This window comes from Microbacterium sp. 1.5R, from assembly GCF_001889265.1.
Lineage (GTDB): Bacteria > Actinomycetota > Actinomycetes > Actinomycetales > Microbacteriaceae > Microbacterium.
The window spans coordinates 1,001,701-1,025,006 of record NZ_CP018151.1; the positions used below are offsets into that span (position 1 = coordinate 1,001,701).

Genomic DNA, 23,306 nt, shown 5'->3' on the forward strand with positions numbered 1-23,306 from the left:
ATCAGAGCTGGTGGCCGAGCTTGTACTCGCCCTGCTTGTATTCCGGCATGGCCTCGTCGTCGCCGGGTCGCGTGTACGAGAAGCCGTCGGCACCGATCGTGACGGCCATCTCGGAGTCGTCGGTGCGGGCGACGACGGGCTGCGGGTTGCCGTCGAGGTCGAGCACGAGCGAGGCCTCGGTGTACCAGGACGGGACGACCGGGTTGCCCCACCAGTCACGGCGCTGGTTGTCGTGCACATCCCAGGTGATGACGGGGTTGTCGGGGTCGCCCGTGTAGTAGTCCTGCGTGTAGACCTCGACACGGTGACCGTCGGGGTCGCGGAGGTAGAGGTAGAACGCGTTCGAGACGCCGTGACGGCCCGGGCCCCGCTCGATCGCGTCGGAGCGGCGGAGGGCTCCGAGCTTGTCGCAGATCGCCAAGATGTTGTGCTTCTCGTGCGTCGCGAAGCAGACGTGGTGCATGCGCGGACCGTCGCCGCCGGTCATCGCGGTGTCGTGCACGGTGGGCTTGCGACGCATCCAGGCGGCGTACACGGTGCCCTCGTCGTCCTGGATGTCCTCCGTGACGCGGAATCCCAGGTCCTGCATGAACTTCACGGCGCGGGGCACATCGGGGGTGACCTGGTTGAAGTGGTCGAGTCGAACGAGCTCGCCCGGGATGTGCAGGTCGTAGCGCCACGACATGCGCTCGACGTGGTCGGACTGGTGGAAGAACTCGATGGGGAAGCCCAGCGGGTCGACCACGCGCACCGAGTCGCCGACGCCCTTGACGAAGCCCTCCGGGTTGCGGCGCACGTCGCAGCCGAGCTCGGTGTAGAACGCCACGGCGAGGTCGAGATCCTCAGCTGAGCGCACGCGGTAGGAGAACGCGGCGACAGCGGCGACCGGCCCCTTGCGCAGCACGAGGTTGTGGTGGATGAACTCCTCGGTCGAGCGGAGGTAGATCGCCTCGTCGTCCTCTTCGGTGACATACAGCCCCAGGACGTCGACGTAGAACACCCGCGAGGCCGCGAGGTCGGTGACGACCAGCTCCATGTAGGCGCAGCGCAGCACGTCCGGGGGAGTGCTCTCGGGCGTCGCGATCGGGTTGGCGGTCTCGATCGGAGCCTCCTGGCTCACGTAGTAGCCCGAGGAGGTCAGCGTCTTCGCAGTCTTGTCGGTCATGTCGGGTCCTTGCTCAGTTCTTGCCGAAGGTCGGGTTGTGCGCGCCGCCGAGCGTGATGTGCACGCTCTGCTGGTCGGTGTAGAAGTCGATCGAGCGGTAGCCGCCCTCGTGGCCCAGGCCCGAAGCCTTGACGCCGCCGAAGGGGGTGCGCAGGTCGCGCACGTTGTTGCTGTTCAGCCACACCATGCCCGCCTCCACGGACTGCGCGAAGTTGTGGGCGCGCTTCAGGTCGTTCGTCCAGATGTAGGCGGCCAGGCCGTACTTCGTGTTGTTCGCGAGCGAGAGCGCCTCGTCGTCGGAGTCGAACGGGGTGATGGCGACGACGGGGCCGAAGATCTCCTCCTGGAAGATGCGGGCATCGGGGGAGACGTCGGCGAACACCGTCGGCGCGACGAAGTTGCCCTCGTCGAAGCCCTCGGGGCGGCCGCCGCCGGCGACGAGGCGTCCCTCGGTCTTGCCGATCTCGACGTAGCTCATCACCTTGTCGTAGTGCTCGGGGTGCACGAGCGCGCCGACCTCGGTGGCCGGGTCGTGCGGGTAGCCGACCTTCACGCGCTTCGCCTGGGCGGCGTAGCGCTCGACGAACTCCTCGTAGATGGAGCGCTCGACGAGGATGCGGGAGCCGGCGGTGCAGCGCTCGCCGTTGAGGGAGAACACGCCGAAGATCGTCGCGTCGACCGCCGCCTCGATATCGGCATCGGCGAAGACGACGGCGGGGGACTTGCCGCCGAGCTCCATCGACAGGCCCTTGAGGAACGGTGCGGCGTTGCCGAAGATCAGCTGTCCGGTCGAGCTCTCGCCCGTGAACGAGATGAGCGGCACGTCGGGGTGCTTCACGAGGGCGTCTCCGGCGTCTTCGCCGAGGCCGTTCACGAGGTTGAACACGCCCTGCGGCAGCCCGGCCTCCTCGAAGATGCCCGCCCAGAGCGAGGCGGAGAGCGGCGTGAACTCGGCGGGCTTGAGCACCACGGTGTTGCCGGTCGCGAGTGCGGGGCCGAGCTTCCACGACTCGAGCATGAACGGCGTGTTCCACGGGGTGATGAGCCCGGCGACGCCGATCGGCTTGCGGTTGACGTAGTTCATCTGCTTGCCGGGAACCTTGAAGGCGTCATCGGACTGGGCGACGATCAGGTCGGCGAAGAAGCGGAAGTTCTCGGCCGCGCGGCGGGCCTGGCCGAGCGCCTGGGTGATCGGCAGGCCGGAGTCGTACGACTCGAGCTCGGCGAGGCGGGCATCCCGCGACTCGACGATGTCGGCGATCCTGTGCAGCACCCGCGAGCGCTCCCGCGGCAGCATCCGAGGCCAGGGGCCCTCGTCGAACGCGCGCGTGGCAGCGGCGACGGCGAGCTCGATGTCGGCCTTCTTGCCGGCGGCTGCGGTCGTGTAGGTCTTGTTCGTCACCGGATCGAGCACATCGAACGTGTCACCGTCGACGGAGTCGACGAACGCTCCGTCGATGTAGTGCTGGATGTGGTCGGGCAGGTCTGCGGGGATGCGGGAATCGGTCATGACTCGTCTCCTGAGTTGTGGTGAGAACGGGTGTGCAGCGCGTCGAGGAAGGCGTCCCTCGTGCGCAGGCGGTGGTTGCGGGCGGCGAGCTCGATCTCGAGCGGGTCGGCGCCCGTTCGGATCAGCTCGAGGATCTGCGCGTGCTCCTCGACCGAGTGCTGAGCCCGGCCGGGCACGTAGGCGAAGGTCGAATCCCGGATGCCGGACAGCCGCGCCCAGCCGCGGTGCACGAGGTCGAGCAGGTGCGGATTCGGGCAGGGTTCGAAGAGCAGCGAATGGAACTGCCTGTTGAGCTCGGTGAACGCGTGGGCGTCGAGATGACCGAGCATCTGGATCATCCGCTCGTTCACCGCCTCCGCGGCGTCGAGCGCCTCGGCGTCGAGGAAGGGAGCGGAGAGGGCGGTGGCCGAGCCTTCGACCAGCCCGAGCGTCTGCATCGTGTGCGCGTATTCGCTCTCGTCGACGAGGGTCACCCGCGCGCCCACGTTGCGCTCGAACGTCACGAGGCCCTCGGCTTCGAGCCGGCGGATCGCTTCACGCACCGGCACGACGCTCATCCCGAGCTCTTCCGCCAACGATCCCAGCACCAGACGGTAACCGGGGCCGAAGACGTGTCCCGAGATCCGCGAGCGGATCCAGGCGTACGCCTGCTCCGACTTGCTGGAGTTCGCCACCGTCGTCATGAGCCGGCACCGGTGCCGGTGGCGGCTTCGTACTTCTCCCGCCATGCGGCGTTGAGCGGGAAGAGGCCGTCGACCGGATGTCCGGCGGCGACCTGTTCGGCGATCCACGCGTCCTCGATCTCCTGCGCGAGAGCATCGTCTGCGACCTGCTCGGCGAGCGAGGGAGGGATCACGATGACGCCGTCGCCGTCGCCCACGATGATGTCGCCCGGTTGGACCGTGGCGCCGCCGCACGAGATGGTGACGTCGGAGTCCCACGGCACGTGCCTGCGTCCGAGGACCGAGGGATGAGCGCCCTGCGAGAAGACCGGGAGGCCGATCTCGGCGACCGCGTCGAAGTCGCGCACACCGCCGTCGGTCACGACTCCGGCGGCGCCCCGGGCGCGGGCGCGGAGCGCGAGGATGTCGCCCAGCGTTCCGGTGGTCGCGTCGCCGCGCGCTTCGATCACGATGATCTCGCCCTCGCCGACGGCATCGAACGCCCGCTTCTGGGCGTTGTATCCGCCGCCATGGCTCGCGAACAGGTCTTCTCTGAACGGCACGAAGCGCAGCGTCTTGGCCGTGCCGACGATCTTGCTGCCGGGGAGGTTCGCAGAGACGCCATCGATGAAGCACGAGTGGTGTCCGCGCTTGCGCAGCTGCGACGAGAGGCCGGCTGTCGGAGCTTCCAACAGCTTGGCGCGGAGCTCGGGGGACAGCGCGGACGTGGCCTCAGGCGGCAGACCCGCGTCTTCGCGGGAGCCCCATGCCTCGGTGCGCTGCAGGTCGTCGACGGCGGGAAGCGAGCCGACCTCGGCGTCGAAGGGCACATCGCCCTGCGTGACGGTGGTCACCAGGCGTCCCGAGGAGGGGGAGCCCTCGGCATCCGGAGCATCCACCTCGATCTCGACCACATCGCCGGGGACGATCACGGAGGAACCCGCCGGCGTGCCGGTGAGGATGACGTCGCCGGGTTCGAGCGTGAAGTGCTGAGAGAGGTCGGCGACCAGCTGGGCGAGGGGGAAGATGAGGCCGGCGGTGGTGTCGTCCTGACGCAGGTCTCCGTTGACCCAGGCCCGGACACGCAGGGCCGCGGGGTCGATCGCGCGGGCGTCGATCAGCTCTGGGCCGAGAGGCGTGTAGCCGTCGCCGCCCTTGGATCGCACGTTGGATCCCTTGTCGTTGGCGCGCAGGTCGTAGAGGCCGAGGTCGTTCGAGGCGGTGACCCAGCCGACATGGCTCCACGCGTCATCGAGCGAGACGTGGCGGGCAGGGGTGCCGATAACGAGCGCGATCTCGCCCTCGAAGGCGAGCAGCTCGGTGCCGGCCGGGCGCTCGACCGTGCCCCCGGAGACACCGACGGAACTCGCCGGCTTGAAGAAGTAGGAGGGAGCTGCGGGGCGCCGGCCGCGCTGGTCGGCACGGGAGGCGTAGCTCAGATGGATCGCGATGATCTTGCCGGGGCGGGTCATGGATGCCGTCACGGGGCGCCTCCTCGCGCTTCACGTCGACGCCTTGTGCGTCGTATTCGAAATCATATATCATCGTGTCACCCCTCGGCAAGCAACTCGACACACCTCGGACGCGAGCCGTGACAATGCGGTCACAATCAAAGGAGACACCCCTATGAGCGGGCAGTCACAGGCTGGGTTCACACCCACCGGCACCATCGCGACACCGGCCGATCGGCGCCGGGTCGTGTTCGCCACCGTCGTCGGCACCACGGTCGAGTGGTACGACTTCTTCATCTACGCCACGGCGGTCGGGCTGGTCTTCGGGCAGCTCTTCTTCGAGCCGCTCGGCGCGAACAGCGCGTTGATCGCCTTCGCCACCGTCGGCGTCAGCTTCCTCTTCCGCCCGCTCGGAGCGTTCCTCGCGGGACACTACGGCGACAAGCTCGGGCGCAAGACCGTTCTCATGTGGACGCTGATCCTGATGGGAGCGGCGACCGCGCTCATCGGAGTCCTGCCGACCTACGACGCGATCGGGATCGCCGCACCCATCCTGCTGGTGCTGCTGCGCATCCTGCAGGGCATCTCGGCCGGAGGCGAGTGGGGCGGTGCGGTGCTGATGGCCGTCGAGCACGCCCCGAAGAAGAAGCGCGGGATCTTCGGCGCATCGCCCCAGATCGGTGTGCCGCTCGGTCTGCTGCTCGCGTCGGGAGTGATGGCGCTGATGACGGCGATCGCCCCCGGAGACCAGTTCATCCAGTGGGGCTGGCGCATCCCGTTCCTGCTCAGCGTCGTCCTGATCCTGGTCGGCTACTACGTGCGCCGCAAGGTCGAGGAGAGCCCGGTGTTCATCGAGCTCGCCGAGCGCAAGGAGAAGGCGAGCATGCCGATCGTGCAGCTGTTCCGCAAGCACCTCCTGCTCGTCATCGTCGCCGCCCTCGTCTTCGCCGGAAACAACGCGGTCGGGTACATGACGACCGGCGGATACATCCAGGGCTACGCCACCAACCCCGAGGGCCCGATCGGTCTCGAGCGCGGACCGGTGCTGTGGGCGGTCACCGGCTCGGCCGTCACCTGGCTCATCACGACGCTCATCGCCGGGTGGCTGTCGGACCGCATCGGTCGGCGCACCACCTACATCATCGGCTGGGTGATGCAGCTCGTCGGTGTGTTCACGCTCTTCCCGCTCGTGAACACAGGCCAGGTCGGACTGCTGTTCGCCGGCCTCGCGATCCTCACGATCGGTCTCGGCTTCACCTACGGGCCGCAGGCGGCGCTCTACACCGAGCTCTTCCCCGCCAGCATCCGCTTCTCGGGCGTCTCGATCTCGTATGCGATCGGCGCCATCGCCGGCGGTGCGTTCGCGCCGACCATCGCGACCGCCATCGTGCAGGCGACCGGCTCGACGCAGGCCGTCACGTGGTACCTCGCCGGCATGACGCTGCTCGGCCTCGTGGCGACGCTGCTGCTGCGTGATCGCTCGGGCATCCCGCTGGGGCCGGATCACGAGGAGGAGCAGTCCGTGAGCCCGATCCGCGGGCTCGCCAGGGCCTGACCCGCATCCACGCACGAGCGCACGTCCGCCTGGCGGGCGTGCGTTCGTGCGTGTGCAGGAGAGCGTCGGTCCGGTTCTCCGCCGCCGAGCGCTCAGCCGTCGAGCGCGTCGCGGATCGCGGATGCCGAGCGCCTCAGGCGGTCCGCGATCTCGGCGTCGTCGAGGGCGGTCGCGACGTGGACGACCGCGATCGCCGCGGGCCGCTGGCCGCGCAGCACGAGGGGCACGGCGACGGACTGCACGGTGGGGATGACCTCGTCATGGCTCGTCGCATATCCGCGGGCGCGAGCTCGGTCGACCTCTGCGCGCAGTGTCGCCCCCGGTTCTCCGGGCCACTGGGACACCGGGAGCTGCGTGAGGATCGCCTTGCCTGGCGCTCCGACCGTGACGGAGTGCCTGGCGCCCGGTCGCTGGGCGACGCTCGCGATCGCGTGGCGGGGTTCGATGCTCGCGAGCGTGATGCAGTCATCGCCGTCGAGCACGCCGAGGAAGCAGGTCATGCCGAGCTCGTTGGCGATCGCGGTCAGCTCGGGGATGGCCTCGGCCTGCAGATCGTGAGCCACGCCCGCTGCCAGCGCGGCCATGCGCGGTCCCAGGGTCACGGCGCCTGAGGCGTCCCTTCCGATGAGTCGGTGGTCTTCCAGGGTGCGCAGCAGGCGATAGGCGACCGAGCGATGCACGTCGAGTCGCCCCGCGATCTCGTCGATCGTGAGGGGGATCCGCGCATCGGCGAGAACCTCCAGGATGCGGATGCCGCGGCTCAGGGTCTGCGAGGCCGGAGTGCCTTCGGGCATGCGTGCGCTCCCTTGCGTTTCGAGACGACCGTCCCTAAGCTGTGTTCAATAGTAGAACGTCGTGTTCGAATATAGAACAAGTGCCGTTCGAAGGCAATACCTGACAGAGAAGTCCGGAAGGAATCGACGACGATGCAGTTCCACCACCACGGCTATGTCTCCGGAGACCCCCGCGTGAAGGACGCCGCGGGGCTCGGCGCGGACCGGCCCGCCGACCTCCCTGACGAGATCGATGTGCTGATCGTCGGCTCGGGTCCCGCCGGCATGCTGCTCGCGGCGCAGATGTCGCAGTATCCCGACATCTCCACGCGCATCATCGAGAAGCGCGAGGGCCGTCTGGTGCTCGGGCAGGCCGACGGCATCCAGCCGCGCAGCGTCGAGACGTTCCAGGCGTTCGGATTCGCCGAGCGCATCATCGCCGAGGCCTACAACATCGGCTGGATGAACTTCTGGGGTCCGAATCCCGAGAAGCCCGACGAGATCGTCCGCACGTCGCGGACGGCGGACTACGCCTACGACATCTGTGAGTTCCCGCACCTCATCGTCAACCAGGCACGCGTGCTCGACTACTTCGCCGAGGCGGCGTCGAACGGTCCCGGCCGCATCGCGCCCGACTACGGCATCGAATTCGCCGGACTCACCGTGCACGACGAGGGCGAGCACCCGGTCGAGGTCTCCCTGCGCTACGTCGCAGGGGAGCGGACCGGCGAAGAGCGCACGATCCGCGCGAAGTACGTCGTCGGCTGCGACGGCGCACGCAGCGGCGTGCGCCAGGCGATCGGCCGCACGCACGTCGGCGGCAGCGCCGCGCATGCCTGGGGTGTCATGGACGTCCTCGTGAACACCGACTTCCCCGACTGGCGCACCAAGTGCGCGATCAACTCGGAGGCGGGCAACATCCTGCACATCCCGCGGGAGGGCGGGTACCTCAGCCGGATGTACATCGACCTCGGCGAGGTCGCCGAGGACGACGACCACCGCGTGCGGCAGACGCCCATCGAGGACATCATCGCCAAGGCGAACGCGATCCTCAGCCCCTACACGCTGGACGTGAAGGAGGTCGCGTGGCACAGCGTCTACGAGGTCGGCCACCGGGTCACCGACGGGTTCGACGACGTGATCGACGGGTCGGGTCGCACGCCGCACGTGTTCCTCACGGGCGATGCCTGCCACACCCACAGCGCGAAGGCCGGCCAGGGCATGAACGTGTCGATGCAGGACGGATTCAACCTCGGCTGGAAGCTCGGATCGGTACTGACCGGTCGGGCGCCCGAGGCGCTGCTCGCGACCTACGGTGCTGAGCGTCGGCCGGTCGCGCAGCAGCTCATCGACTTCGATCGGGAGTGGTCGACCCTGATGGCGCGCAAGCCGTCGGAGATCACCGACCCCACGGACCTCGCGACGTACTACCTGGCGACGGCGGAGTTCCCCTCCGGCTTCATGACGCAGTACACCTCGTCGATGATCACCGGCTCGGACGCACATCAGGCACTCGCGGGCGGCTTCCCCCTCGGCAAGCGCTTCAAGTCGGCCGAGGTCGTGCGGGTGGGCGACGGCAACGCGATCCATCTCGGGCACCACGCCAAGGCGGACGGGCGCTGGCGCGTCTACGCGTTCGCGGGTCGCGATGCGGCGACGCTCGACGCGTGGGCCGAGTCGGCGGCTCCGGTGCTCTCCCGGTTCACGCCTGCGGATGCCGACACCGATGCCGTCTTCGACGTCAAGGCGATCTACCAGCAGCCGCACGAGGAGGTCGAGGTCACCTCGGCGCCTGCGCTGTTCCAGCCGAAGACCGGTCCGCTCGGGCTCACCGACTGGGAGAAGGTCTACGCGGCCGGCCCGTCGAAGTGGACCGAGACCGACATCTTCGAGGCGCGGGAGCTGTCGCGCGACGGTGTCATCGTCGTGGTGCGGCCCGATCAGTACGTCGCCGCGATCCTGCCCCTCGACGCGACGGACGAGCTGGCGTCGTTCTTCGAGGGGGCGCTGCTGCCGGCATCCTGAGCCTGCGATCCGGAGGGCATCTGCGATCCGGAGGGGATCTGCGATCCGGAGGTGCTTCCTGCGCAGTGCGCCCTCCCGATCGCAGATCTCCTCCCCATCGGGCGTCAGTGACGAGCGCAGACTGCTTCCGGCGAGAGCCTCTGGCGGGTGTCGGAGGCCCCGCGTACTCTGAGGGCCGATGGGCGAAGGCGCCCCGACAGGAGGAATGCGCGATGGAGTGGAAGATCGAATTGATCTTCGTCCCGGTCTCGGATGTCGACCGGTCGAAGGAGTTCTACGAGAGGATCGGCTTCCACGCCGATCATGATCAGGTGCCCTACGAGGGCCTGAGGTTCGTGCAGATGACACCGCCGGGGTCGGCCTGCTCGATCGCCTTCGGCACCAACCTGGGCGAGGGACTGCTCCCTGGGCAGCAGAACACGATCCAGGTGGTCGTTCCGGATGCCGATGAGGCGCTGGCGCACCTGAAGGGCCTCGGCGTCGAGGCGCAGGGGGTCGATGAGCAGGCGTGGGGCCGTTTCGTCACCTTCGACGACCCCGACGGCAACACCTGGACACTGCAGGAGCTTCCCGACTACGGCGCGCAGTCCTGACGTGCTGTGATCCGGACGCTCACCGGACGCGCTCGACGAGGGTGAGCAGCGCTTCCGGTGCGCCCTCGGGGAACAGGACGCGGGTGCCGGCACGGATGTCGTCGATCGGCACCCAGCGAACCGGGCTGCCCTCGTCGAGGATGTGAAGCTCGGCGTCGAGGGGCACCGCATCCAGCTCGGCGGATGTCACCGCGAACACATGGGCGATCTCGTGACCGGGCGCGCCTTCGTACGTGAAGATGTTCTCGAAGACGCCGAGTGGCTCGGCGCCCTCGAGAGTGACGCCGAGCTCCTCCATGAACTCGCGACCGAGAGCTTCTGCGGCGGTCTCACCGAATTCGATCCCGCCGCCGATCGCCCGGAGGAAGTCCAGGCCGCGCGAGGCGTCGTGCCCTTCGAGCGCGAGCAGGTGTCCGTCCTTGACGGGCAGGCCGACGGCGATGTTGCGGATGGCAGGCATCTCGGAAGGCTAACGCAGCGGGTGTGTGACGACGGGCTCAGGTCAGGAGGAACGCCCCGCCGGAGACCTCGATTCCGCCGGTCGGCGGGATCGTCACGGTCAAGAGGCTCGGACGATGCACGTGAGCGCCCTGATGGATGCGGACGGTCGTCGCCGGGTGTCCGAGGTCGCGCAGATACGCCCCGACCGATGCAGCCGCCGAGCCCGTCGCCGGGTCCTCGGTGATCCGTCCCACCGGGAAGAGGTTGCGGGCATCGAAGTCGGCGGTGCTCGCCGCGTGCAGCACTGTCGAGGTGCCGAACCACCCCTGCTCGCGCATGAGTGCGGCGACCTCGGCGGGCGAGAAGCGGAACTGATCGAACAGCTCCCGATCACGGAGCACGACGATCGGATGCCAGTTGCCGGCGAACGATTCCTTGGCGGGGAAGCGCTCATCGAGATCCGCCGGGGTGAGTCCGAGCAGCGCGAGGAACCGGTCGAGCACGTCGGAGTCGAGATCGCGCACCTGCGGCTCGACGCTCGTGAACGACACGGTCACCGCGCCATCCCGATCCACCGTCGAGCGCAGCGTCACAGCGCCCGCGTTCGTGTCGAACACGACATCGCCCGGCCCGTCGCGTTCAGCGAGGGCGACCGCCGTCGCGACGGTCGCGTGTCCGCAGAACGGCACCTCAGCCGCCGGTGACCAGTAACGCGCCCGGTAGCGCGGCACACCGTCGCCGTCGGTGCGTGCGACGAGGAAGGCGGTCTCGGAGAACCCGACGTCCACGGCGATCCGCTGCATCTGCTCGTCGCTCAGATCTGAGCCATCGAGTACGACTCCCGCGGGGTTGCCGCCGTCGGGCGTCGCGGCGAATGCGCTGTATCGCAGGACTCCGGAATTCTCGGTCATGACGAGGAGCCTAGCGACTCGGCGAGGTCAGGAATTCACGCGGATGATCTCCTGCTGGTAGGGCGCGATCACGTCACCCGAGATGCGCAGGTCGAGCAGCAGGAACCGCCGCGTCGCAGCATCCTCCTGCGTCCATGTGGCGAGTCGATCGAGGTCTGCGAGCGTCTTCACGACGACGCCCTCCGCGCCCACCGCGGCACCGAACGCCGCGAAGTCGACCTCGGGGATGCGCATCGGGCCCTCGGCGAGCCCCTTGAGCCCGTAGAGGTTGACCTCGGCACCGTAGGCGGCGTCGTTCCAGATCACGGCGATGCCTCGACCCGCTGCCGCGCGCACTGCCGACTCGAGGTCGGCGATCGCCATGAGTCCGCCGCCGTCGCCCGACGTCAGCACGACGGTCGACTCGCGGCGGGCGAGGGCTGCGCCGACCACACTCGGCCAGCCCTGCCCGATCGACTGGAAGGCGGTGCCGACCATCATCATGCGGTCGGGGGCCTCGACCGGCCAGTACATGTTCGCCCAGCCGATGAAGTGGCCGCCGTCGGAGACGACGACGCGGTCGGGGGGCAGGAGCTCGGCGATGCGGCGGGCGGCGGAGCGGGGGTCGAGGCGTCCGTCGGGAGCGAGCTCGTCGCCCTCGTCGTACGCGCGTGCGGCCTCGACGTCGACCGTCTCGCGCCACGGCTGTGCGGGCACAGCGTCGGATGCCGGGTGCGACTCGCCGTGCTGGACAGTCGGAGTCTCGGTGCGGTGTGCCTCCGCTCCGAGGCCGTGCTCGGCAGAACCGCTCTCAGGGGCGGCGCCGGAGCCGAGCGAGCCGACCCGGGCGACGAGCTCCTCGGCCGCCACGCGAGCATCCGCACGCACGAAGCCGCCGACGTGCGGGTGCGTGGCTGCGGGCGCGATGTCGATCTGGAAGACCCTGGTGCCCGGTGCGAAGAGTTCGCCGAATCGCATCGTGAACTGGTTCAGCGAGGCGCCGAACACCACGGCGACATCGGCGGTGCGCACGAGTTGCATGGCGCCGTCGGCCCCGAATCCTCCCGTGACGCCGAGGTCGAACCGGGTGTCGGGGAAGACACCGCGCCCCAGCGCCGACGACGCCGTCAGAGCGCCGGTGAGGGTCGCCAGCTCGCCGAGCGCCGCACCGGCCCCCGCGAGCCAGGCGCCGCGACCCGCCAGCAGGAAGGGGCGCGATGCTCCGTGAAGCGCCTGGGCGATCTCGTCGAGCGTGCCCTCGGCGAACTCGCCGCGCGGCGCGAGCGGCGCGGGGATGCGCGGCAGCGGAGCCTCGGGCACCGGGCCGGCCTCGCGTGAGGCCACGTCGTAGGGGATCGCCAGCACGACGGGCACGCGGTAGGTCAGTGCGTGCTCGATCGCGATGACGGTGGTGGCTGCGGCATCCGCGTGCCCGACCGTATAGGTGCGGGCACCGACCGCCGAGGCCAGGGCGATCTGGTCGACGTCCCACGGACGAGGGCCGGACGTCGGCTCATCGCCCACCACCAGCACGAGGGGGACATGCGCCTGCACGGCCTCGGCGAGTGCTGTGAGGGTGTTCGTGAAACCGGCGCCGTAGGTCGAGGTGCCCGCGGCGATCCTGCCGGACGCGCGGAAGTGCGCATCGGCGGCGACCACTGCGCCCTGCTCATGACGGACGGCCGTGAAGACGGCATCCGTCTGGGTCTCGATCGCGTCGAGGAAGTAGGCGTTGCCGTTGCCCATCACACCGAAGACGGCGTCGATGTGCTGGGCGAGAGTGAGTGCGACGTGCGCGGAGACGGAGGGCATGCGAAAGCCTTTCGAGACAGGGACGGAGAACGTTCGTATTCCGTATGTGTCTCGCCCCCGCGTCATCGTGGGGAGCTTCGTGCCTCTTTTTCAGGCACCGGCGTCGGAGAGCGCCGGACGCGTCGATCCTATCGCGCCCGTGCCGACGCGGCGCCGACTTGCGCGCGTAACACCGCCGAAACCGCGACACGGAAACATGCGGCCATGGAGTCACTGTTCGACGGATACACCTCGCGCCGGTCGCCGCAGCGAGCGGGGGCCGCGCCGTGGGACGAGATGTTCCCTGCCGATGCGCAGCCCGGTGGTGGGGGAGTGCGCCTGCCCTATCAGGACATGTATCCCGCGCTCGCGAGCATGGACGACGCCGAGCTGAGAGCACGGACCGACGCGCTCGCCAGCTCGTACCTCGCGCAGGGCGTGACGTTCGACTTCGCCGGGGAGGAGCGTCCGTTCCCGCTCGACGTGGTGCCTCGCGTGGTCGCCGCCGACGACTGGCGCTATGTCGAGTCGGGGGTGAAGCAGCGGGTGCGTGCGCTCGAGGCCTTCCTCGCCGACGTCTACGGCCGGCAGCATGCGGTGCAGGACGGCGTGATCCCCTCGTCGCTGATCAGCTCCTCCGCGCACTTCCACCGTCAGGCGGCCGGCATCGTCGGAGCGAACGGCGTGCGCATCCATGTCGCGGGGATCGACGTCATCCGCGACGAGCTCGGAGCCTGGCGCGTGCTCGAGGACAACGTGCGCGTGCCGAGCGGCGTCAGCTACGTGCTCGCGAATCGCCGGGTGATGGCGCAGACGCTCCCCGAGCTGTTCACCAGCCTGCGCGTGCGTCCCGTCGTCGACTACCCGGGGCGGCTGCTCCAGGCGCTGCGTGCGGCGGCGCCGGACGGCGTCGATGATCCGACCGTCGTCGTGCTGACCCCCGGGGTGCACAACTCGGCGTACTACGAGCACACCCTGCTCGCTCGCATGATGGGCATCGAGCTCGTCGAAGGACGCGATCTCTTCTGCTCGGGCGGTCGGGTGTGGATGCACACGACCTCGGGGCCGACGCGGGTGGACGTGATCTACCGCAGGGTCGATGACGAGTTCCTCGACCCGCAGCAGTTCCGTCCGGACTCGGTGCTGGGCGCACCGGGGCTGATGCTCGCGGCGCGCCTCGGCACCGTGACGCTCGCGAACGCCGTCGGCAACGGCGTGGCCGACGACAAGCTCGTGTACACGTACGTCCCCGATCTGATCCGCTACTACCTGGGAGAGGAGCCGGTGATCCCGAACGTCGACACCTGGCGGCTCGAGGAGCCGGACGCGCTGGAGGAGGTGCTCGACAGGCTCGACGAGCTGGTGGTGAAGCCCGTCGACGGATCCGGCGGGAAGGGGCTGGTCGTCGGCCCCGACGCGTCGCGCGAGACGCTGGACGAGTTGCGTCGGTCGCTGCGGGCGGATCCCCGAGGCTGGATCGCCCAGCCGGTCGTGCAGCTCTCGACCATCCCGACGCTCGTGGAGGACGGATTCCGCCCGAGACACGTCGATCTGCGACCCTTCGCCGTGAATGACGGGCACGACATCTGGGTGCTGCCCGGCGGTCTCACTCGCGTCGCTCTGCCCGAGGGGCAGCTCGTCGTGAACTCGAGCCAGGGTGGAGGGTCGAAGGACACCTGGGTGTTGGATCCGTCGCTCTTCACCGGGCCGACGTCGACTCTGGACGGAGACCCGACCGCCGCCGCAGACGAGGTGTCGCTGGCGACCGGGGCGATCGCCGTGGTCGCTCCGGCGCGTGAGGAACCGCATCCGCCCTTCCTCTCGTCTCCGCAGGACGAGGACCTGGACCTGCGTCACCACCAGCAGCAACAGCAGCAACAGCAGCAACAGCAGCAGCAGGGAGGCGCAGGATGCTGAGTCGCATCGCCGAGGCGCTGTTCTGGATCGGCCGCTACGTCGAGCGCGCCGACGGCACCGCCCGCATCCTCGATGTGCACCTGCAGCTGCTGCTCGAGGATCCGTGGGTCGAGGAGGACACCGCATGTCGGGCGCTCCTGTCGGTGATGGGGACGACGGCGGATGCCGGCACCGTGCTGAGCCGGGACGACGTCGTGCGGCTGCTCGCGCTGGATCGTGAGCACTCCGCGTCGATCGCCCATTCGATCGCGGCGGCGCGGGAGAACGCTCGTCGAGCGCGCGAGATCATCTCGACGGACCTCTGGGAGACGCTGAACGAGTCGAACGCACGGATGCCGCGGCGGATCGCCTCGGACAAGACGCACCCGTTCTTCCGCTGGGTGCGTGATCGGTCGGCGCTGGCCTTCGGGGTCGTCGACTCCTCGACGAGCCGGGATGAGGCCTGGCACTTCTTCGTGCTCGGCCGCTCGATCGAGCGCGCGGACATGACGGCGCGGCTGCTGGCGACGCGGTCGCTGACCGAGGCAGGCGGGCCGAGCTGGACGACGCTGCTGCGCAGCTGCGGGGCGTACGAAGCCCATCTGCGCAGCCACCGGGCGGTGCCCACGGGAGCGTCCGCCGTGGAGTTCCTTCTGATCGACCGGCTGTTCCCCCGATCGGTGCTCTCGAGCATCCTCCAGGCCGAGGAGTGTCTGCGCGGTATCGATCCGGCGGGTGCGTTCGGCGTGCCCGATCGGGCGCATCGCGTCTTGGGACGCATGCGGTCGGAGCTCGAGTACCGACCGATCGGCGACACCGTGCATCGGCTGTCGGAGAGCATGGAGGAGGTCCAGGTGGGGATGTCGGTGGCGAGTGACGCGATCAGGGAGCGGTACTTCCCCTCGATCGCGATGCCGGTGTGGATCGGAGAGGCGCTGTGAGTCGGCTCAAGATCGTTCACCGCACCGGCTTCCGCTACGAGCAGCCGGCGACGGCGTCGTACAACGAGGCGCGGATGCTGCCGCACTCCCGGGACGGACAGTTCGTGCTGCAGGCGACGCTCGACATATCGCCGACCGCGACCCAGCACTCGTACACCGACTACTGGGACACCCGGGTCTCGACGTTCGAGCTGCTGACCCCGCATCAGATGCTCTCGGTCACCGCGACGAGCGTGGTGGATGTGAGGCCGCTGCCGACGGGAGAGGCGGACATCGACTGGGACGAACTGGCAGCCCGGATACCCCAATCGCTCGAACTCGCGGAATGCGTGGCGCAGACCCCTGCCACCGCTCCCGATGACGAGATGCGCGACCTCGCCCTGCACATCGAAGCGGAGGGTGGTGGCGTCGACGAGACGGCCCGGGAGATCTGCCGCACCGTCGGGGAGGCCATGGAGTATCGCAGCGGCGTCACCGGCGTGAGCTCGACCGCCCGCGACGCGTGGCCCACCCGGTCCGGCGTCTGCCAGGACATCGCTCATGTGGCGCTGGGCGTGCTGCGCGCCGCGGGGATCCCGGCGCGCTACGTGTCGGGGTACCTGCATCCCGATCCGACGGCCGCGATCGGACAGGCTGTGACGGGGGAGTCGCACGCCTGGGTGGAGTGGTACTCCGGCGAGTGGCGCGGATACGACCCCACCAACCTCGTCGACATCGGCGAATCGCACGTCTATGTCGGCCACGGTCGGGACTACGCCGATGTCGCACCGCTGCGCGGGGTGTACGCGGGACCCAGCGCCTCCGAGCTCTTCGTCTCGGTCGAGGTCACCCGCCTCGGCTGAGGCGACGGCGTGGCGGGAGTTCGAGTGGTGGTGCAGGAGAATGAGACGATGACGGATGCATCGATCGAGCGCGAGACGCTCACCTGGGACGGCTTCGGATCCGCGACGCGAGACCTCGCGCGCCGGATCCTGGACAGCGGCTTCATGCCCGAGGTCGTGGTGGCCATCGCGCGGGGCGGTCTGCTGCCTGCCGGTGCCATCGCCTACGGTCTCGGAGCGAAGAACTGCGGTGCGATCAACGTCGAGTTCTACACCGGCATCGGCACGGTGCGCGACGCGCCGGAGGTGCTGCCGCCCGAACTCGACATGGCGTATCTCGACGGTCGACGCGTGCTGCTGGTCGACGACGTCGCAGATTCGGGTCGCACGCTCGCCCTCGCCGTGCAGCTGCTGAAGGACAAGGGCGCCGACGTGCGCTCGGTCACGATCTACACCAAGCCGTCGACGATCATCCAGCCCGACTACGCCTGGAAGGACACCGACCTGTGGATCAACTTCCCCTGGTCGTTCCAGGGCACGGTGCGCGAAGAGGACCTCGGTCTCGCTCCGTCCGCCTGACGAGAGTCACCCGCGCAGCAGCGCCCGCAGGGTCTGGATCGTGTCGGCGTCGGCGGGGTTCTTGTCGGGTCGATAGCCCTTGACTCTCGCGAACCTCAACGCGATGCCTCCGGGGTATCGCGGCGAGCGCTGCACGCCGTCGATCGCGATCTCGACCACGAACTCCGGTCTCAGGAACACCGCGCCCTGCGTGCGCCTCGTCTCGAGCGGCGGGAAGTTCTCCGTCTGCCAGCGCAGCAGCTCGTCGGTGAGCCCCTTGAACGTCTTGCCGACCATGACGAGACCGCCGGGCTCGCCGAACTCGCCGCTCGGGTCGAGTGCGCCGAGGTGCAGGTTCGACAGGAGCCCCTGGCGCCGCCCCGACCCCCATTCGGCGGCGAGCACGACCAGGTCGTAGGTGAGCACGGGCTTGACCTTGACCCAGGACTTGCCGCGGCGTCCCGCCGAGTAGGGCGCATCGATCCCTTTGACGAGCACCCCCTCGTGGCCCGCGGCGAGAGCCTCGCGCGACAGCTGCTCGGCCGCTTCGGCGTCGTCGGTGACGATGCCCGGCATACGCCATTCGCCGACGACCCTCTCGAGTTCGGTCAGGCGGGTGGACAGGGGCTCGTCGAGCAGATCGCGTCCGTCGACGTGCAGGATGTCGAAGAACCAGGGCCGCAGCACGAGCTCGCGCGAGACGTCCGCCCCGAACCGCGACATCGTCTGCTGGAACGGCCGAGGGCCGCCGTCTTCGTCGAGTGACAGCGTCTCACCGTCGAGGATCAGATCGTGTGCGGGGAGCGCGCGCACGATCTCGACGATCTCCGGCACCCGGTGGGTGATGTCGGCGAGGCTGCGGGTGTAGACGCTCACATCGTCTCCCTGGCGATGCACCTGGATGCGCGCGCCATCGAGCTTGTACTCGACGGACGCGGTGCCGGTGATGTCGAGCGCGGCGGTCGGGGTGGCCGCGGTCGATGCGAGCATCGGCAGCACGGGGCGACCGACCACCAGCCCGACCGCATCGAGTTCGTCTTCCGTGCCGGTGAGTGCGAGCACGGCGGTCTCGCCCAGGTCGCCGGAGAGCATTGCTGCTCGTCGCACCGATGCCGCCGGGCGATCCGCGGCACGGGCGATGGCATCGAGCAGGACGCCGCCGAGCGCGCCCGTGCGCAGCTCGCCGAGCATGGCCCGCGACAGGAAGTCCCATTCGGGAGCCGTCGCTCGCGACGCGAGAGCCGAGAGGATCGCGGAACGCGCCGCGGCCGACCCCGACCCTGACGAGCCGGTCAAGGCCTCGAACGCGTCATCGACATCACGGATCGACAGCGAGGGCTCGGCAGCGTGCTGCACGTCGAGCGCCGCCACTCCGCGCCAGCCGACACCCAGCCGTCCCTGTCGCGGCGTCGCGAGCAGCAGCCCGACGAGGGCGGGCACGTCGGCAGCGTCAGCGCGTGCGAGCAGCCGGGACACGGCGTCGATCTTCGCCAGGCGCGATGCGGTGGCGGTGACCTCTTCGGCGGTGGAGACGAGCTCCGAGAGCAACATGCAGGCAGTCTCGCATCCGCATCCGACATCGGCGACGGCCTTGCGTTCGTCCGTCCTGCCGCAGTAAGCGGATGCGACTCAGCGGCCGCGGAACTCCGGCGTGCGCTTCTCCTGGAACGCCGCGAACCCCTCGCGGTAGTCGTCGGTGTCGCACAGGGCGGCCTGGGCGGCGTTCTCGAGATCGATCGACTCCCACAGCGCCAGGCGCTCGTCGCGGATCCTGGCGACCAGCTGCTTGCTCGCCAGGAAGGCGGCGGTGGCGCCACGCGCAGCGGTCGCTGCGGCATCCGTCGTCGCCTGCACGACCTCGTCGTCGGGCAGCACCCGGGAGAAGAGCCCCGCTGACACGGCCTCGGTGCCGCTCATCAGCCGACCGGTGTAGATGAGGTCGAGTGCCCGGTGCGCCCCGAGACGTTCGACGAAGAGGGCGTGGCCGCCGGAGTCGAGAGTGGCGCCGAGCGCGGCGAACGGTGACCCGATCTTGGCCGACTCTGCGACGTACACGACGTCGGTGGCGATGAGGAGTCCGAGGCCGACGCCGAGACAGGCGCCGTGCGCCACCGCGAAGGTCGGGGCGGGGAACCGTGCCATCCGCTGCAGCAGCGGGGTCACGAGCCCGCCGAGATACCCGATCACGTCGTCGTCACGGGGGTCGACGCCCGCGATGTCGCGACCGGCGCAGAAGGCCCGGCCCTCGCCCCGCAGCACCAGCGCGCGCACTCCCGCGGCATCCGCCTCGTCGTAGGCGCGGCCGAGATCGCGGAGCGCCTGCTCGTCGAGTGAATTCCGCTTCGTCGGCGCATTCAAAACGACGGTGGCGACGTCGTCGGCGACGGTCAGATCGATCATCCGATGCTCCTCAGACGTCGTAGTCGACCACGATGCGGTCGCTCGTGGGGTGGGATTGGCAGGTGAGGACGTAGCCGCGTTCGAGCTCGTCGGGCTCCAGCGCGTAGTTCTCCGTCATCGTCACGCTGCCCTCGATGACCCTCGCACGGCAGGTTCCGCAGACGCCGCCCGCACACGCGAACGGCGCATCGGGTCGCACCCGCAGAGCGGCATTGAGCACGGACTCGTGCGCGTCGACCGGACTCTCGACGGTCGACGAGACGCCGTCGAGATTCACCTCGATGCGGATCGTCTTCTCGCCCGCGCGCACCTCGACAGGGCGGGCGGCGCGCGCCGGCTCGTCACCCGTCGTGAAGAGCTCGAAGCGGATGTGCTCACGCGGCACACCGACGTCGGCGAGCACCTCTCGGCACAGGTCGACCAGCGAGAGCGGTCCGCACAGGAACCATTCGTCGACGTCGGTCGGATCGATGAGCGCCCGCAGGATGGTGCGCAGCTTCTCCTCGTCGATGCGTCCGGAGAGCACGGGGGCCGTGCGCTGCTCGCGGGACAGCACATGGTGCAGCGTCAGGCGCGTCGGGTAGCGATCCTTGAGGTCGGCGAGATCCTCGAGGAACATCACGTCGAGCGTCGAGCGGTTCGTGTAGAGCAGGGTGAATCGGGAGGTGTCTGAGCGCGTCAGCACGGTGTGGGCGAGAGCCATCAGCGGCGTGATGCCGGAACCGGCAGCGATGCCCACGACGTGACGCTGATCGAGATCGTCGAGCCCGGACGTGAACGTGCCCTGCGGACTCATCACGTCGATCTCGAAACCGGGGTGAAGGCCCGTCTGCGCCCAGGTCGAGAAGAGCCCGCCCTCGTCGCGCTTCACGGCGACGCTGAGCCGGGTCGGGACACCGGCGGCGATCTGCTCGGCCGTGCGGTGTTCGGGTGCGCGGCACAGCGAGTACGACCGGCGCACCTCCGTGCCGTCGAGCGACGTGCGCAGGGCGACATACTGGCCGGGCAGGTGGTCGTAGTCGTCGGCGAGGTCGGCGGGAACCGAGAAGGTCACCTCGACCGAGTCGTCGGTCAACGGCCGCACCTCCTCGACGGCGAGGGTGTGGAAGCGCGCGCGCTTCTTCGTCGGCGCGGCGGCTCGACGAGGCGACGGCGCGGGCGCGGGACCGGAGAGGGCGAACAGCGACATCAGTGCACCTTGAAGTGGTCGAAGGGTTCGAGGCAGGCGCGGCATTCGAACAGCGCCTTGCACGAGGTCGAACCGAAGCGCGAGACCTCGCGGGTGTCCAGCGAGCCGCACCGAGGGCACCGCACGCTGATCGCGAGGCGGATCGGGCCGGACGAGATCGCCGAGCGCCCGGTCGGAGGCGCGATGCCGTACTCGGCGAGCTTCTGCCTGCCGGCATCCGACATCCAGTCCGTCGTCCATGCGGGGGAGAGCACGAGCCGGACCTCGACCCGTGAGTATCCCGCGGCGGTCAGGGCGAGGATGACGTCGTCGCGGATCGTGTCCATCGCCGGGCACCCGCTGTAGGTCGGGGTGATGTCGACGCGCACCACGTCGCCGTCGACGGTGACCGCGCGCAGCACGCCGAGGTCCTCGATCGTCAGCACGGGCACCTCGGGGTCGGCCACGGCCGCGGCGATCCGCCAGGCGGTCGACCGGTGTGCGGTCTGCAGCGTGCCGGTCACCATGATGCTCCCGGATGCCGTCGCGCCAGGACCTGCATCTCCGCGAGGACATGGCCGAACGGACTCGCGTGCGCTCCTCGCCGTCCTCCGGCCGAGGATGCCGCGACGGCGGGAAGCGTCAGCTCGGCCTCGGCGAAGACGGCGGCGACGACGGCGTCGAAGCCCGCTCGCAGCGTCGACGGACGCGCCGCGGCGTCCCCGAGGCGGTCGATCAGGGGCTCGTCGCGGAAGAGCTCGTCGGCATACGGCCAGACGTCGCCCAGCGCGCGGATCATCCGTCGGCGGGATTCCTCGGTGCCGCCGGCAAGCCGCAGCACCCACTGCACCGCGTGGTCGCGGTGGTAGTCGACCTCTTTGAGGGACTTCTCGGCGATCGCCGCGAGGGTCGGGTCGCTGCTCGCCCGCAGGGCCGAGTACAGCTCGAACATGTAGGTCGACACGACGAGCTGGCGGGCGATGGTCTGCGCGAAGTCGCCGTTGGGCTGCTCGACGATCCAGGCGCAGCGGAACTCCGGTTCGTCGCGGAAGTACGCGAGATCGTCTTCGGAGCGTCCGTCGAAAGACCCCGCGAAGTGCAGGAACGAGCGGGCATGCCCGAGCAGGTCGAGCGCGATGTTGCCGAGGGCGACGTCCTCTTCGAGTTCGGGCGCGCGGGAGATCCACTCACCGAGCTGCTGCGACAGGATCAGTGCATCGTCGCCGAGCCAGAGCGCGTACTCGGCGATGTCGGCGGATGCCGCCGCGGAGCCGGTTCCGGTGAGCTCGTCACCGAGCCGCAGCTCGTCGACCGAGACGTCCCCGTGCGGGTCGCCGTGGATATCACCCTGGATGTGGCTCACAGGTGCGGCACCCCCTCGGACGCCGTGTAGTACACGGCGTGCCGATAGTTCTTGCCGGCGGGGCTCTCGAAGTAGGCGCCCTTCGCGTCGGGGTCGCTGGTCGTGATCGCCTCGGCGGGCACCGCCCAGATCGACACGCCCTCGCCGCGTCGCGTGTAGAGATCCCGGGCGTTGCGGATGGCCATGTCGGCATCCGGGGCGTGCAGCGACCCGACGTGGACGTGGCTCAGGCCGCGGTTCGCGCGGACGAAGACCTCCCAGAGCGGCCAGGGCTCGCGGGCGTCGGCACCGGGCGTCGCCATCACGCCACCGCCTTCGTCTTCAGCGCCTGCTTGCGGGCGTACTCGGCCGCAGCCTCGCGCACCCACGCGCCGTCCTCATGGGCCGTGCGGCGGCGTTCGAGACGCTCGGCATTGCAGGGGCCGTTGCCGCGCAGCACCTCGAAGAACTCGTCCCAGTCGATCTCGCCGATCACGTACTGGCCGGTCTCGTCGTCGAAGCGCAGATCAGGGTCGGGCAGGGTCACGCCGAGGATCTCGGCCTGGGGCACGAGCATGCTGACGAAGCGCTGACGCAGCTCGTCGTTCGTGAAGCGCTTGATCTTCCACTTCATCGACTGCGCGGAGTTGGGGGACTGGTCGTCGGGCGGACCGAACATCGCCAGGCTCGGCCAGTACCAGCGGTTCACGGCATCCTGCGCCATCTTCTTCTGCTCGTCGGTTCCCTGCATGAGCGACAGCAGGATCTCGAATCCCTGGCGCTGATGGAACGACTCCTCCTTGCAGACGCGCACCATCGCGCGGCCGTAGGGCCCGTAGGAGGCGCGGCACAGCGGCACCTGGTTGCAGATGGCGGCTCCGTCGACGAGCCACCCGATCGCCCCCATGTCAGCCCAGGTGGGCGTCGGGTAGTTGAAGATCGACGAGTACTTGGCCTTGCCGCTGATGAGCTGATCCATCATCTCGTCGCGCGTGATGCCGAGCGTCTGTGCGGCGGAGTAGAGATAGAGTCCGTGCCCCGCCTCGTCCTGGACCTTGGCCATCAGGATCGCCTTGCGCTTGAGGCTCGGCGCCCGGGTGATCCAGTTGCCCTCCGGCTGCATGCCGATGATCTCGGAGTGCGCGTGCTGCGAGATCTGACGGATCAGCGTCTTGCGATAGGCATCGGGCATCCAGTCGCGAGGCTCGATGCGCTGCTCGTTCGCGATGAGCTCGTCGAACAGGTGCTCGTCGTCGGACAGCTCTCCGTCGACGAGGGAGAGATCTGCGGGGCTGGTCATCATCGACTCCTCGGTTTCCGATCC

Annotated in this window: 22 protein-coding genes; 7 read left to right on the forward strand and 15 right to left on the reverse strand. The window is 69.2% G+C overall.

What is annotated here, in order from left to right:
* Window position 1: 1 nt before the first annotated feature.
* From hpaD to BMW26_RS04690, 4 genes are read right to left on the reverse strand one after another with little or no spacing between them, the layout of a single operon-like run.
* Window positions 2–1,165, reverse strand: a complete 1,164-nt coding sequence (gene hpaD, locus BMW26_RS04675) for a 3,4-dihydroxyphenylacetate 2,3-dioxygenase (RefSeq protein WP_056277430.1) — start codon at window positions 1,163–1,165, stop codon at window positions 2–4.
* Between the two features lie 13 nt (window positions 1,166–1,178).
* The gene (gene hpaE / locus BMW26_RS04680; protein ID WP_053095411.1) at window positions 1,179–2,675 is read right to left on the reverse strand and encodes a 5-carboxymethyl-2-hydroxymuconate semialdehyde dehydrogenase; all 1,497 of its coding nucleotides are present in this window, start codon (window positions 2,673–2,675) and stop codon (window positions 1,179–1,181) included.
* Window positions 2,672–3,358 (reverse strand): GntR family transcriptional regulator, encoded by a 687-nt coding sequence (locus tag BMW26_RS04685; protein WP_053095412.1) that lies wholly within the window; start codon window positions 3,356–3,358, stop codon window positions 2,672–2,674. Before BMW26_RS04685 ends, hpaE begins: the two co-directional genes overlap by 4 nt.
* Window positions 3,355–4,809, reverse strand: a complete 1,455-nt coding sequence (locus BMW26_RS04690) for a fumarylacetoacetate hydrolase family protein (RefSeq protein ID WP_072590901.1) — start codon at window positions 4,807–4,809, stop codon at window positions 3,355–3,357. Before BMW26_RS04690 ends, BMW26_RS04685 begins: the two co-directional genes overlap by 4 nt.
* Before the next feature lie 154 nt (window positions 4,810–4,963).
* Between BMW26_RS04690 and BMW26_RS04695 the strand changes: the two genes are divergently transcribed.
* Window positions 4,964–6,343: an MFS transporter gene (locus BMW26_RS04695; protein ID WP_053095414.1), complete on the forward strand. Its 1,380-nt coding sequence runs from the start codon at window positions 4,964–4,966 to the stop codon at window positions 6,341–6,343.
* 92 nt (window positions 6,344–6,435) lie between these two features.
* Here the strand turns inward: BMW26_RS04695 and BMW26_RS04700 are convergent, their stop codons facing one another.
* A complete protein-coding gene (locus BMW26_RS04700) occupies window positions 6,436–7,137 on the reverse strand; it encodes an IclR family transcriptional regulator (RefSeq protein WP_072590902.1) in 702 nt (233 codons plus the stop codon).
* A gap of 132 nt (window positions 7,138–7,269) precedes the next feature.
* Here BMW26_RS04700 and BMW26_RS04705 point away from each other — a divergent pair, with 132 nt between their 5' ends.
* Together BMW26_RS04705 and BMW26_RS04710 are read left to right on the forward strand one after the other, a co-directional pair.
* The gene (locus BMW26_RS04705; protein WP_072590903.1) at window positions 7,270–9,141 is read left to right on the forward strand and encodes an FAD-dependent monooxygenase; all 1,872 of its coding nucleotides are present in this window, start codon (window positions 7,270–7,272) and stop codon (window positions 9,139–9,141) included.
* Window positions 9,142–9,353: 212 nt separating this feature from the next.
* Window positions 9,354–9,734 carry a VOC family protein gene (locus BMW26_RS04710; protein WP_072590904.1) on the forward strand — a complete coding sequence of 127 codons (381 nt, stop codon included), beginning with the start codon at window positions 9,354–9,356 and terminating at the stop codon, window positions 9,732–9,734.
* A 19-nt stretch (window positions 9,735–9,753) separates the two neighbouring features.
* On the opposite strand, the gene BMW26_RS04715 is transcribed toward BMW26_RS04710, so the two are convergent.
* Genes BMW26_RS04715 through BMW26_RS04725 form a run of 3 tightly spaced genes read right to left on the reverse strand, consistent with a single transcriptional unit; the run spans window position 9,754 to window position 12,877 of the window.
* Window positions 9,754–10,194 carry an NUDIX hydrolase gene (locus BMW26_RS04715; RefSeq protein ID WP_072590905.1) on the reverse strand — a complete coding sequence of 147 codons (441 nt, stop codon included), beginning with the start codon at window positions 10,192–10,194 and terminating at the stop codon, window positions 9,754–9,756.
* Window positions 10,195–10,231: 37 nt separating this feature from the next.
* A complete protein-coding gene (locus BMW26_RS04720) occupies window positions 10,232–11,086 on the reverse strand; it encodes a PhzF family phenazine biosynthesis protein (protein ID WP_072590906.1) in 855 nt (284 codons plus the stop codon).
* Window positions 11,087–11,113: 27 nt separating this feature from the next.
* The gene (locus tag BMW26_RS04725) at window positions 11,114–12,877 is read right to left on the reverse strand and encodes a thiamine pyrophosphate-binding protein (RefSeq protein ID WP_072590907.1); all 1,764 of its coding nucleotides are present in this window, start codon (window positions 12,875–12,877) and stop codon (window positions 11,114–11,116) included.
* 204 nt (window positions 12,878–13,081) lie between these two features.
* Between BMW26_RS04725 and BMW26_RS04730 the strand changes: the two genes are divergently transcribed.
* The 4 genes from BMW26_RS04730 to BMW26_RS04745 are packed head-to-tail and all read left to right on the forward strand — an operon-like array spanning window position 13,082 to window position 17,093.
* Entirely contained in the window at window positions 13,082–14,773 is a 1,692-nt protein-coding gene (locus tag BMW26_RS04730; protein ID WP_072590908.1) for a circularly permuted type 2 ATP-grasp protein, read from the forward strand.
* Window positions 14,767–15,693: an alpha-E domain-containing protein gene (locus BMW26_RS04735; protein WP_053095422.1), complete on the forward strand. Its 927-nt coding sequence runs from the start codon at window positions 14,767–14,769 to the stop codon at window positions 15,691–15,693. Before BMW26_RS04730 ends, BMW26_RS04735 begins: the two co-directional genes overlap by 7 nt.
* Window positions 15,690–16,535, forward strand: a complete 846-nt coding sequence (locus BMW26_RS04740; protein ID WP_053095423.1) for a transglutaminase family protein — start codon at window positions 15,690–15,692, stop codon at window positions 16,533–16,535. Before BMW26_RS04735 ends, BMW26_RS04740 begins: the two co-directional genes overlap by 4 nt.
* A gap of 48 nt (window positions 16,536–16,583) precedes the next feature.
* Entirely contained in the window at window positions 16,584–17,093 is a 510-nt protein-coding gene (locus tag BMW26_RS04745; RefSeq protein ID WP_072592227.1) for a phosphoribosyltransferase, read from the forward strand.
* A 6-nt stretch (window positions 17,094–17,099) separates the two neighbouring features.
* Here BMW26_RS04745 and BMW26_RS04750 read toward each other — a convergent pair whose 3' ends face one another.
* From BMW26_RS04750 to paaA, 7 genes are all read right to left on the reverse strand, one after another.
* Window positions 17,100–18,623: an ATP-dependent DNA ligase gene (locus BMW26_RS04750; RefSeq protein WP_072590909.1), complete on the reverse strand. Its 1,524-nt coding sequence runs from the start codon at window positions 18,621–18,623 to the stop codon at window positions 17,100–17,102.
* Window positions 18,624–18,701: 78 nt separating this feature from the next.
* Complete coding sequence (locus BMW26_RS04755; protein WP_072590910.1) at window positions 18,702–19,472, reverse strand: enoyl-CoA hydratase/isomerase family protein; 771 nt, start codon at window positions 19,470–19,472, stop codon at window positions 18,702–18,704.
* Window positions 19,473–19,482: 10 nt separating this feature from the next.
* On the reverse strand, window positions 19,483–20,661 hold the full coding sequence (gene paaE, locus BMW26_RS04760) for a 1,2-phenylacetyl-CoA epoxidase subunit PaaE (protein ID WP_072590911.1): 1,179 nt from the start codon (window positions 20,659–20,661) through the stop codon (window positions 19,483–19,485).
* A complete protein-coding gene (gene paaD, locus BMW26_RS04765; RefSeq protein WP_072590912.1) occupies window positions 20,661–21,167 on the reverse strand; it encodes a 1,2-phenylacetyl-CoA epoxidase subunit PaaD in 507 nt (168 codons plus the stop codon). Before paaD ends, paaE begins: the two co-directional genes overlap by 1 nt.
* A complete protein-coding gene (paaC, locus tag BMW26_RS04770) occupies window positions 21,161–22,003 on the reverse strand; it encodes a 1,2-phenylacetyl-CoA epoxidase subunit PaaC (RefSeq protein WP_072590913.1) in 843 nt (280 codons plus the stop codon). Before paaC ends, paaD begins: the two co-directional genes overlap by 7 nt.
* The gene (gene paaB, locus BMW26_RS04775; protein ID WP_056277472.1) at window positions 22,000–22,305 is read right to left on the reverse strand and encodes a 1,2-phenylacetyl-CoA epoxidase subunit PaaB; all 306 of its coding nucleotides are present in this window, start codon (window positions 22,303–22,305) and stop codon (window positions 22,000–22,002) included. Before paaB ends, paaC begins: the two co-directional genes overlap by 4 nt.
* The gene (gene paaA / locus BMW26_RS04780) at window positions 22,305–23,282 is read right to left on the reverse strand and encodes a 1,2-phenylacetyl-CoA epoxidase subunit PaaA (protein ID WP_072590914.1); all 978 of its coding nucleotides are present in this window, start codon (window positions 23,280–23,282) and stop codon (window positions 22,305–22,307) included. Before paaA ends, paaB begins: the two co-directional genes overlap by 1 nt.
* Window positions 23,283–23,306 lie beyond the last annotated feature (24 nt).

Excerpts from the sequence above, each read along its gene's own strand:
- BMW26_RS04715 (WP_072590905.1), bottom strand. The coding sequence starts at position 10,194 with ATGCCTGCCATCCGCAACATCGCCGTCGGCCTGCCCGTCAAGGACGGA.
- BMW26_RS04745 (WP_072592227.1), top strand. The coding sequence starts at position 16,584 with ATGACGGATGCATCGATCGAGCGCGAGACGCTCACCTGGGACGGCTTC.
- BMW26_RS04735 (WP_053095422.1), top strand. The coding sequence starts at position 14,767 with ATGCTGAGTCGCATCGCCGAGGCGCTGTTCTGGATCGGCCGCTACGTC.
- paaE (WP_072590911.1), bottom strand. The coding sequence starts at position 20,661 with ATGTCGCTGTTCGCCCTCTCCGGTCCCGCGCCCGCGCCGTCGCCTCGT.
- BMW26_RS04695 (WP_053095414.1), top strand. The coding sequence starts at position 4,964 with ATGAGCGGGCAGTCACAGGCTGGGTTCACACCCACCGGCACCATCGCG.
- BMW26_RS04690 (WP_072590901.1), bottom strand. The coding sequence starts at position 4,809 with ATGACCCGCCCCGGCAAGATCATCGCGATCCATCTGAGCTACGCCTCC.
- BMW26_RS04685 (WP_053095412.1), bottom strand. The coding sequence starts at position 3,358 with ATGACGACGGTGGCGAACTCCAGCAAGTCGGAGCAGGCGTACGCCTGG.
- BMW26_RS04725 (WP_072590907.1), bottom strand. The coding sequence starts at position 12,877 with ATGCCCTCCGTCTCCGCGCACGTCGCACTCACTCTCGCCCAGCACATC.
- paaB (WP_056277472.1), bottom strand. The coding sequence starts at position 22,305 with ATGGCGACGCCCGGTGCCGACGCCCGCGAGCCCTGGCCGCTCTGGGAG.
- paaA (WP_072590914.1), bottom strand. The coding sequence starts at position 23,282 with ATGACCAGCCCCGCAGATCTCTCCCTCGTCGACGGAGAGCTGTCCGAC.
- BMW26_RS04700 (WP_072590902.1), bottom strand. The coding sequence starts at position 7,137 with ATGCCCGAAGGCACTCCGGCCTCGCAGACCCTGAGCCGCGGCATCCGC.
- BMW26_RS04720 (WP_072590906.1), bottom strand. The coding sequence starts at position 11,086 with ATGACCGAGAATTCCGGAGTCCTGCGATACAGCGCATTCGCCGCGACG.
- BMW26_RS04730 (WP_072590908.1), top strand. The coding sequence starts at position 13,082 with ATGGAGTCACTGTTCGACGGATACACCTCGCGCCGGTCGCCGCAGCGA.
- paaD (WP_072590912.1), bottom strand. The coding sequence starts at position 21,167 with ATGGTGACCGGCACGCTGCAGACCGCACACCGGTCGACCGCCTGGCGG.
- BMW26_RS04755 (WP_072590910.1), bottom strand. The coding sequence starts at position 19,472 with ATGATCGATCTGACCGTCGCCGACGACGTCGCCACCGTCGTTTTGAAT.
- BMW26_RS04705 (WP_072590903.1), top strand. The coding sequence starts at position 7,270 with ATGCAGTTCCACCACCACGGCTATGTCTCCGGAGACCCCCGCGTGAAG.
- BMW26_RS04710 (WP_072590904.1), top strand. The coding sequence starts at position 9,354 with ATGGAGTGGAAGATCGAATTGATCTTCGTCCCGGTCTCGGATGTCGAC.
- hpaE (WP_053095411.1), bottom strand. The coding sequence starts at position 2,675 with ATGACCGATTCCCGCATCCCCGCAGACCTGCCCGACCACATCCAGCAC.
- hpaD (WP_056277430.1), bottom strand. The coding sequence starts at position 1,165 with ATGACCGACAAGACTGCGAAGACGCTGACCTCCTCGGGCTACTACGTG.
- BMW26_RS04750 (WP_072590909.1), bottom strand. The coding sequence starts at position 18,623 with ATGTTGCTCTCGGAGCTCGTCTCCACCGCCGAAGAGGTCACCGCCACC.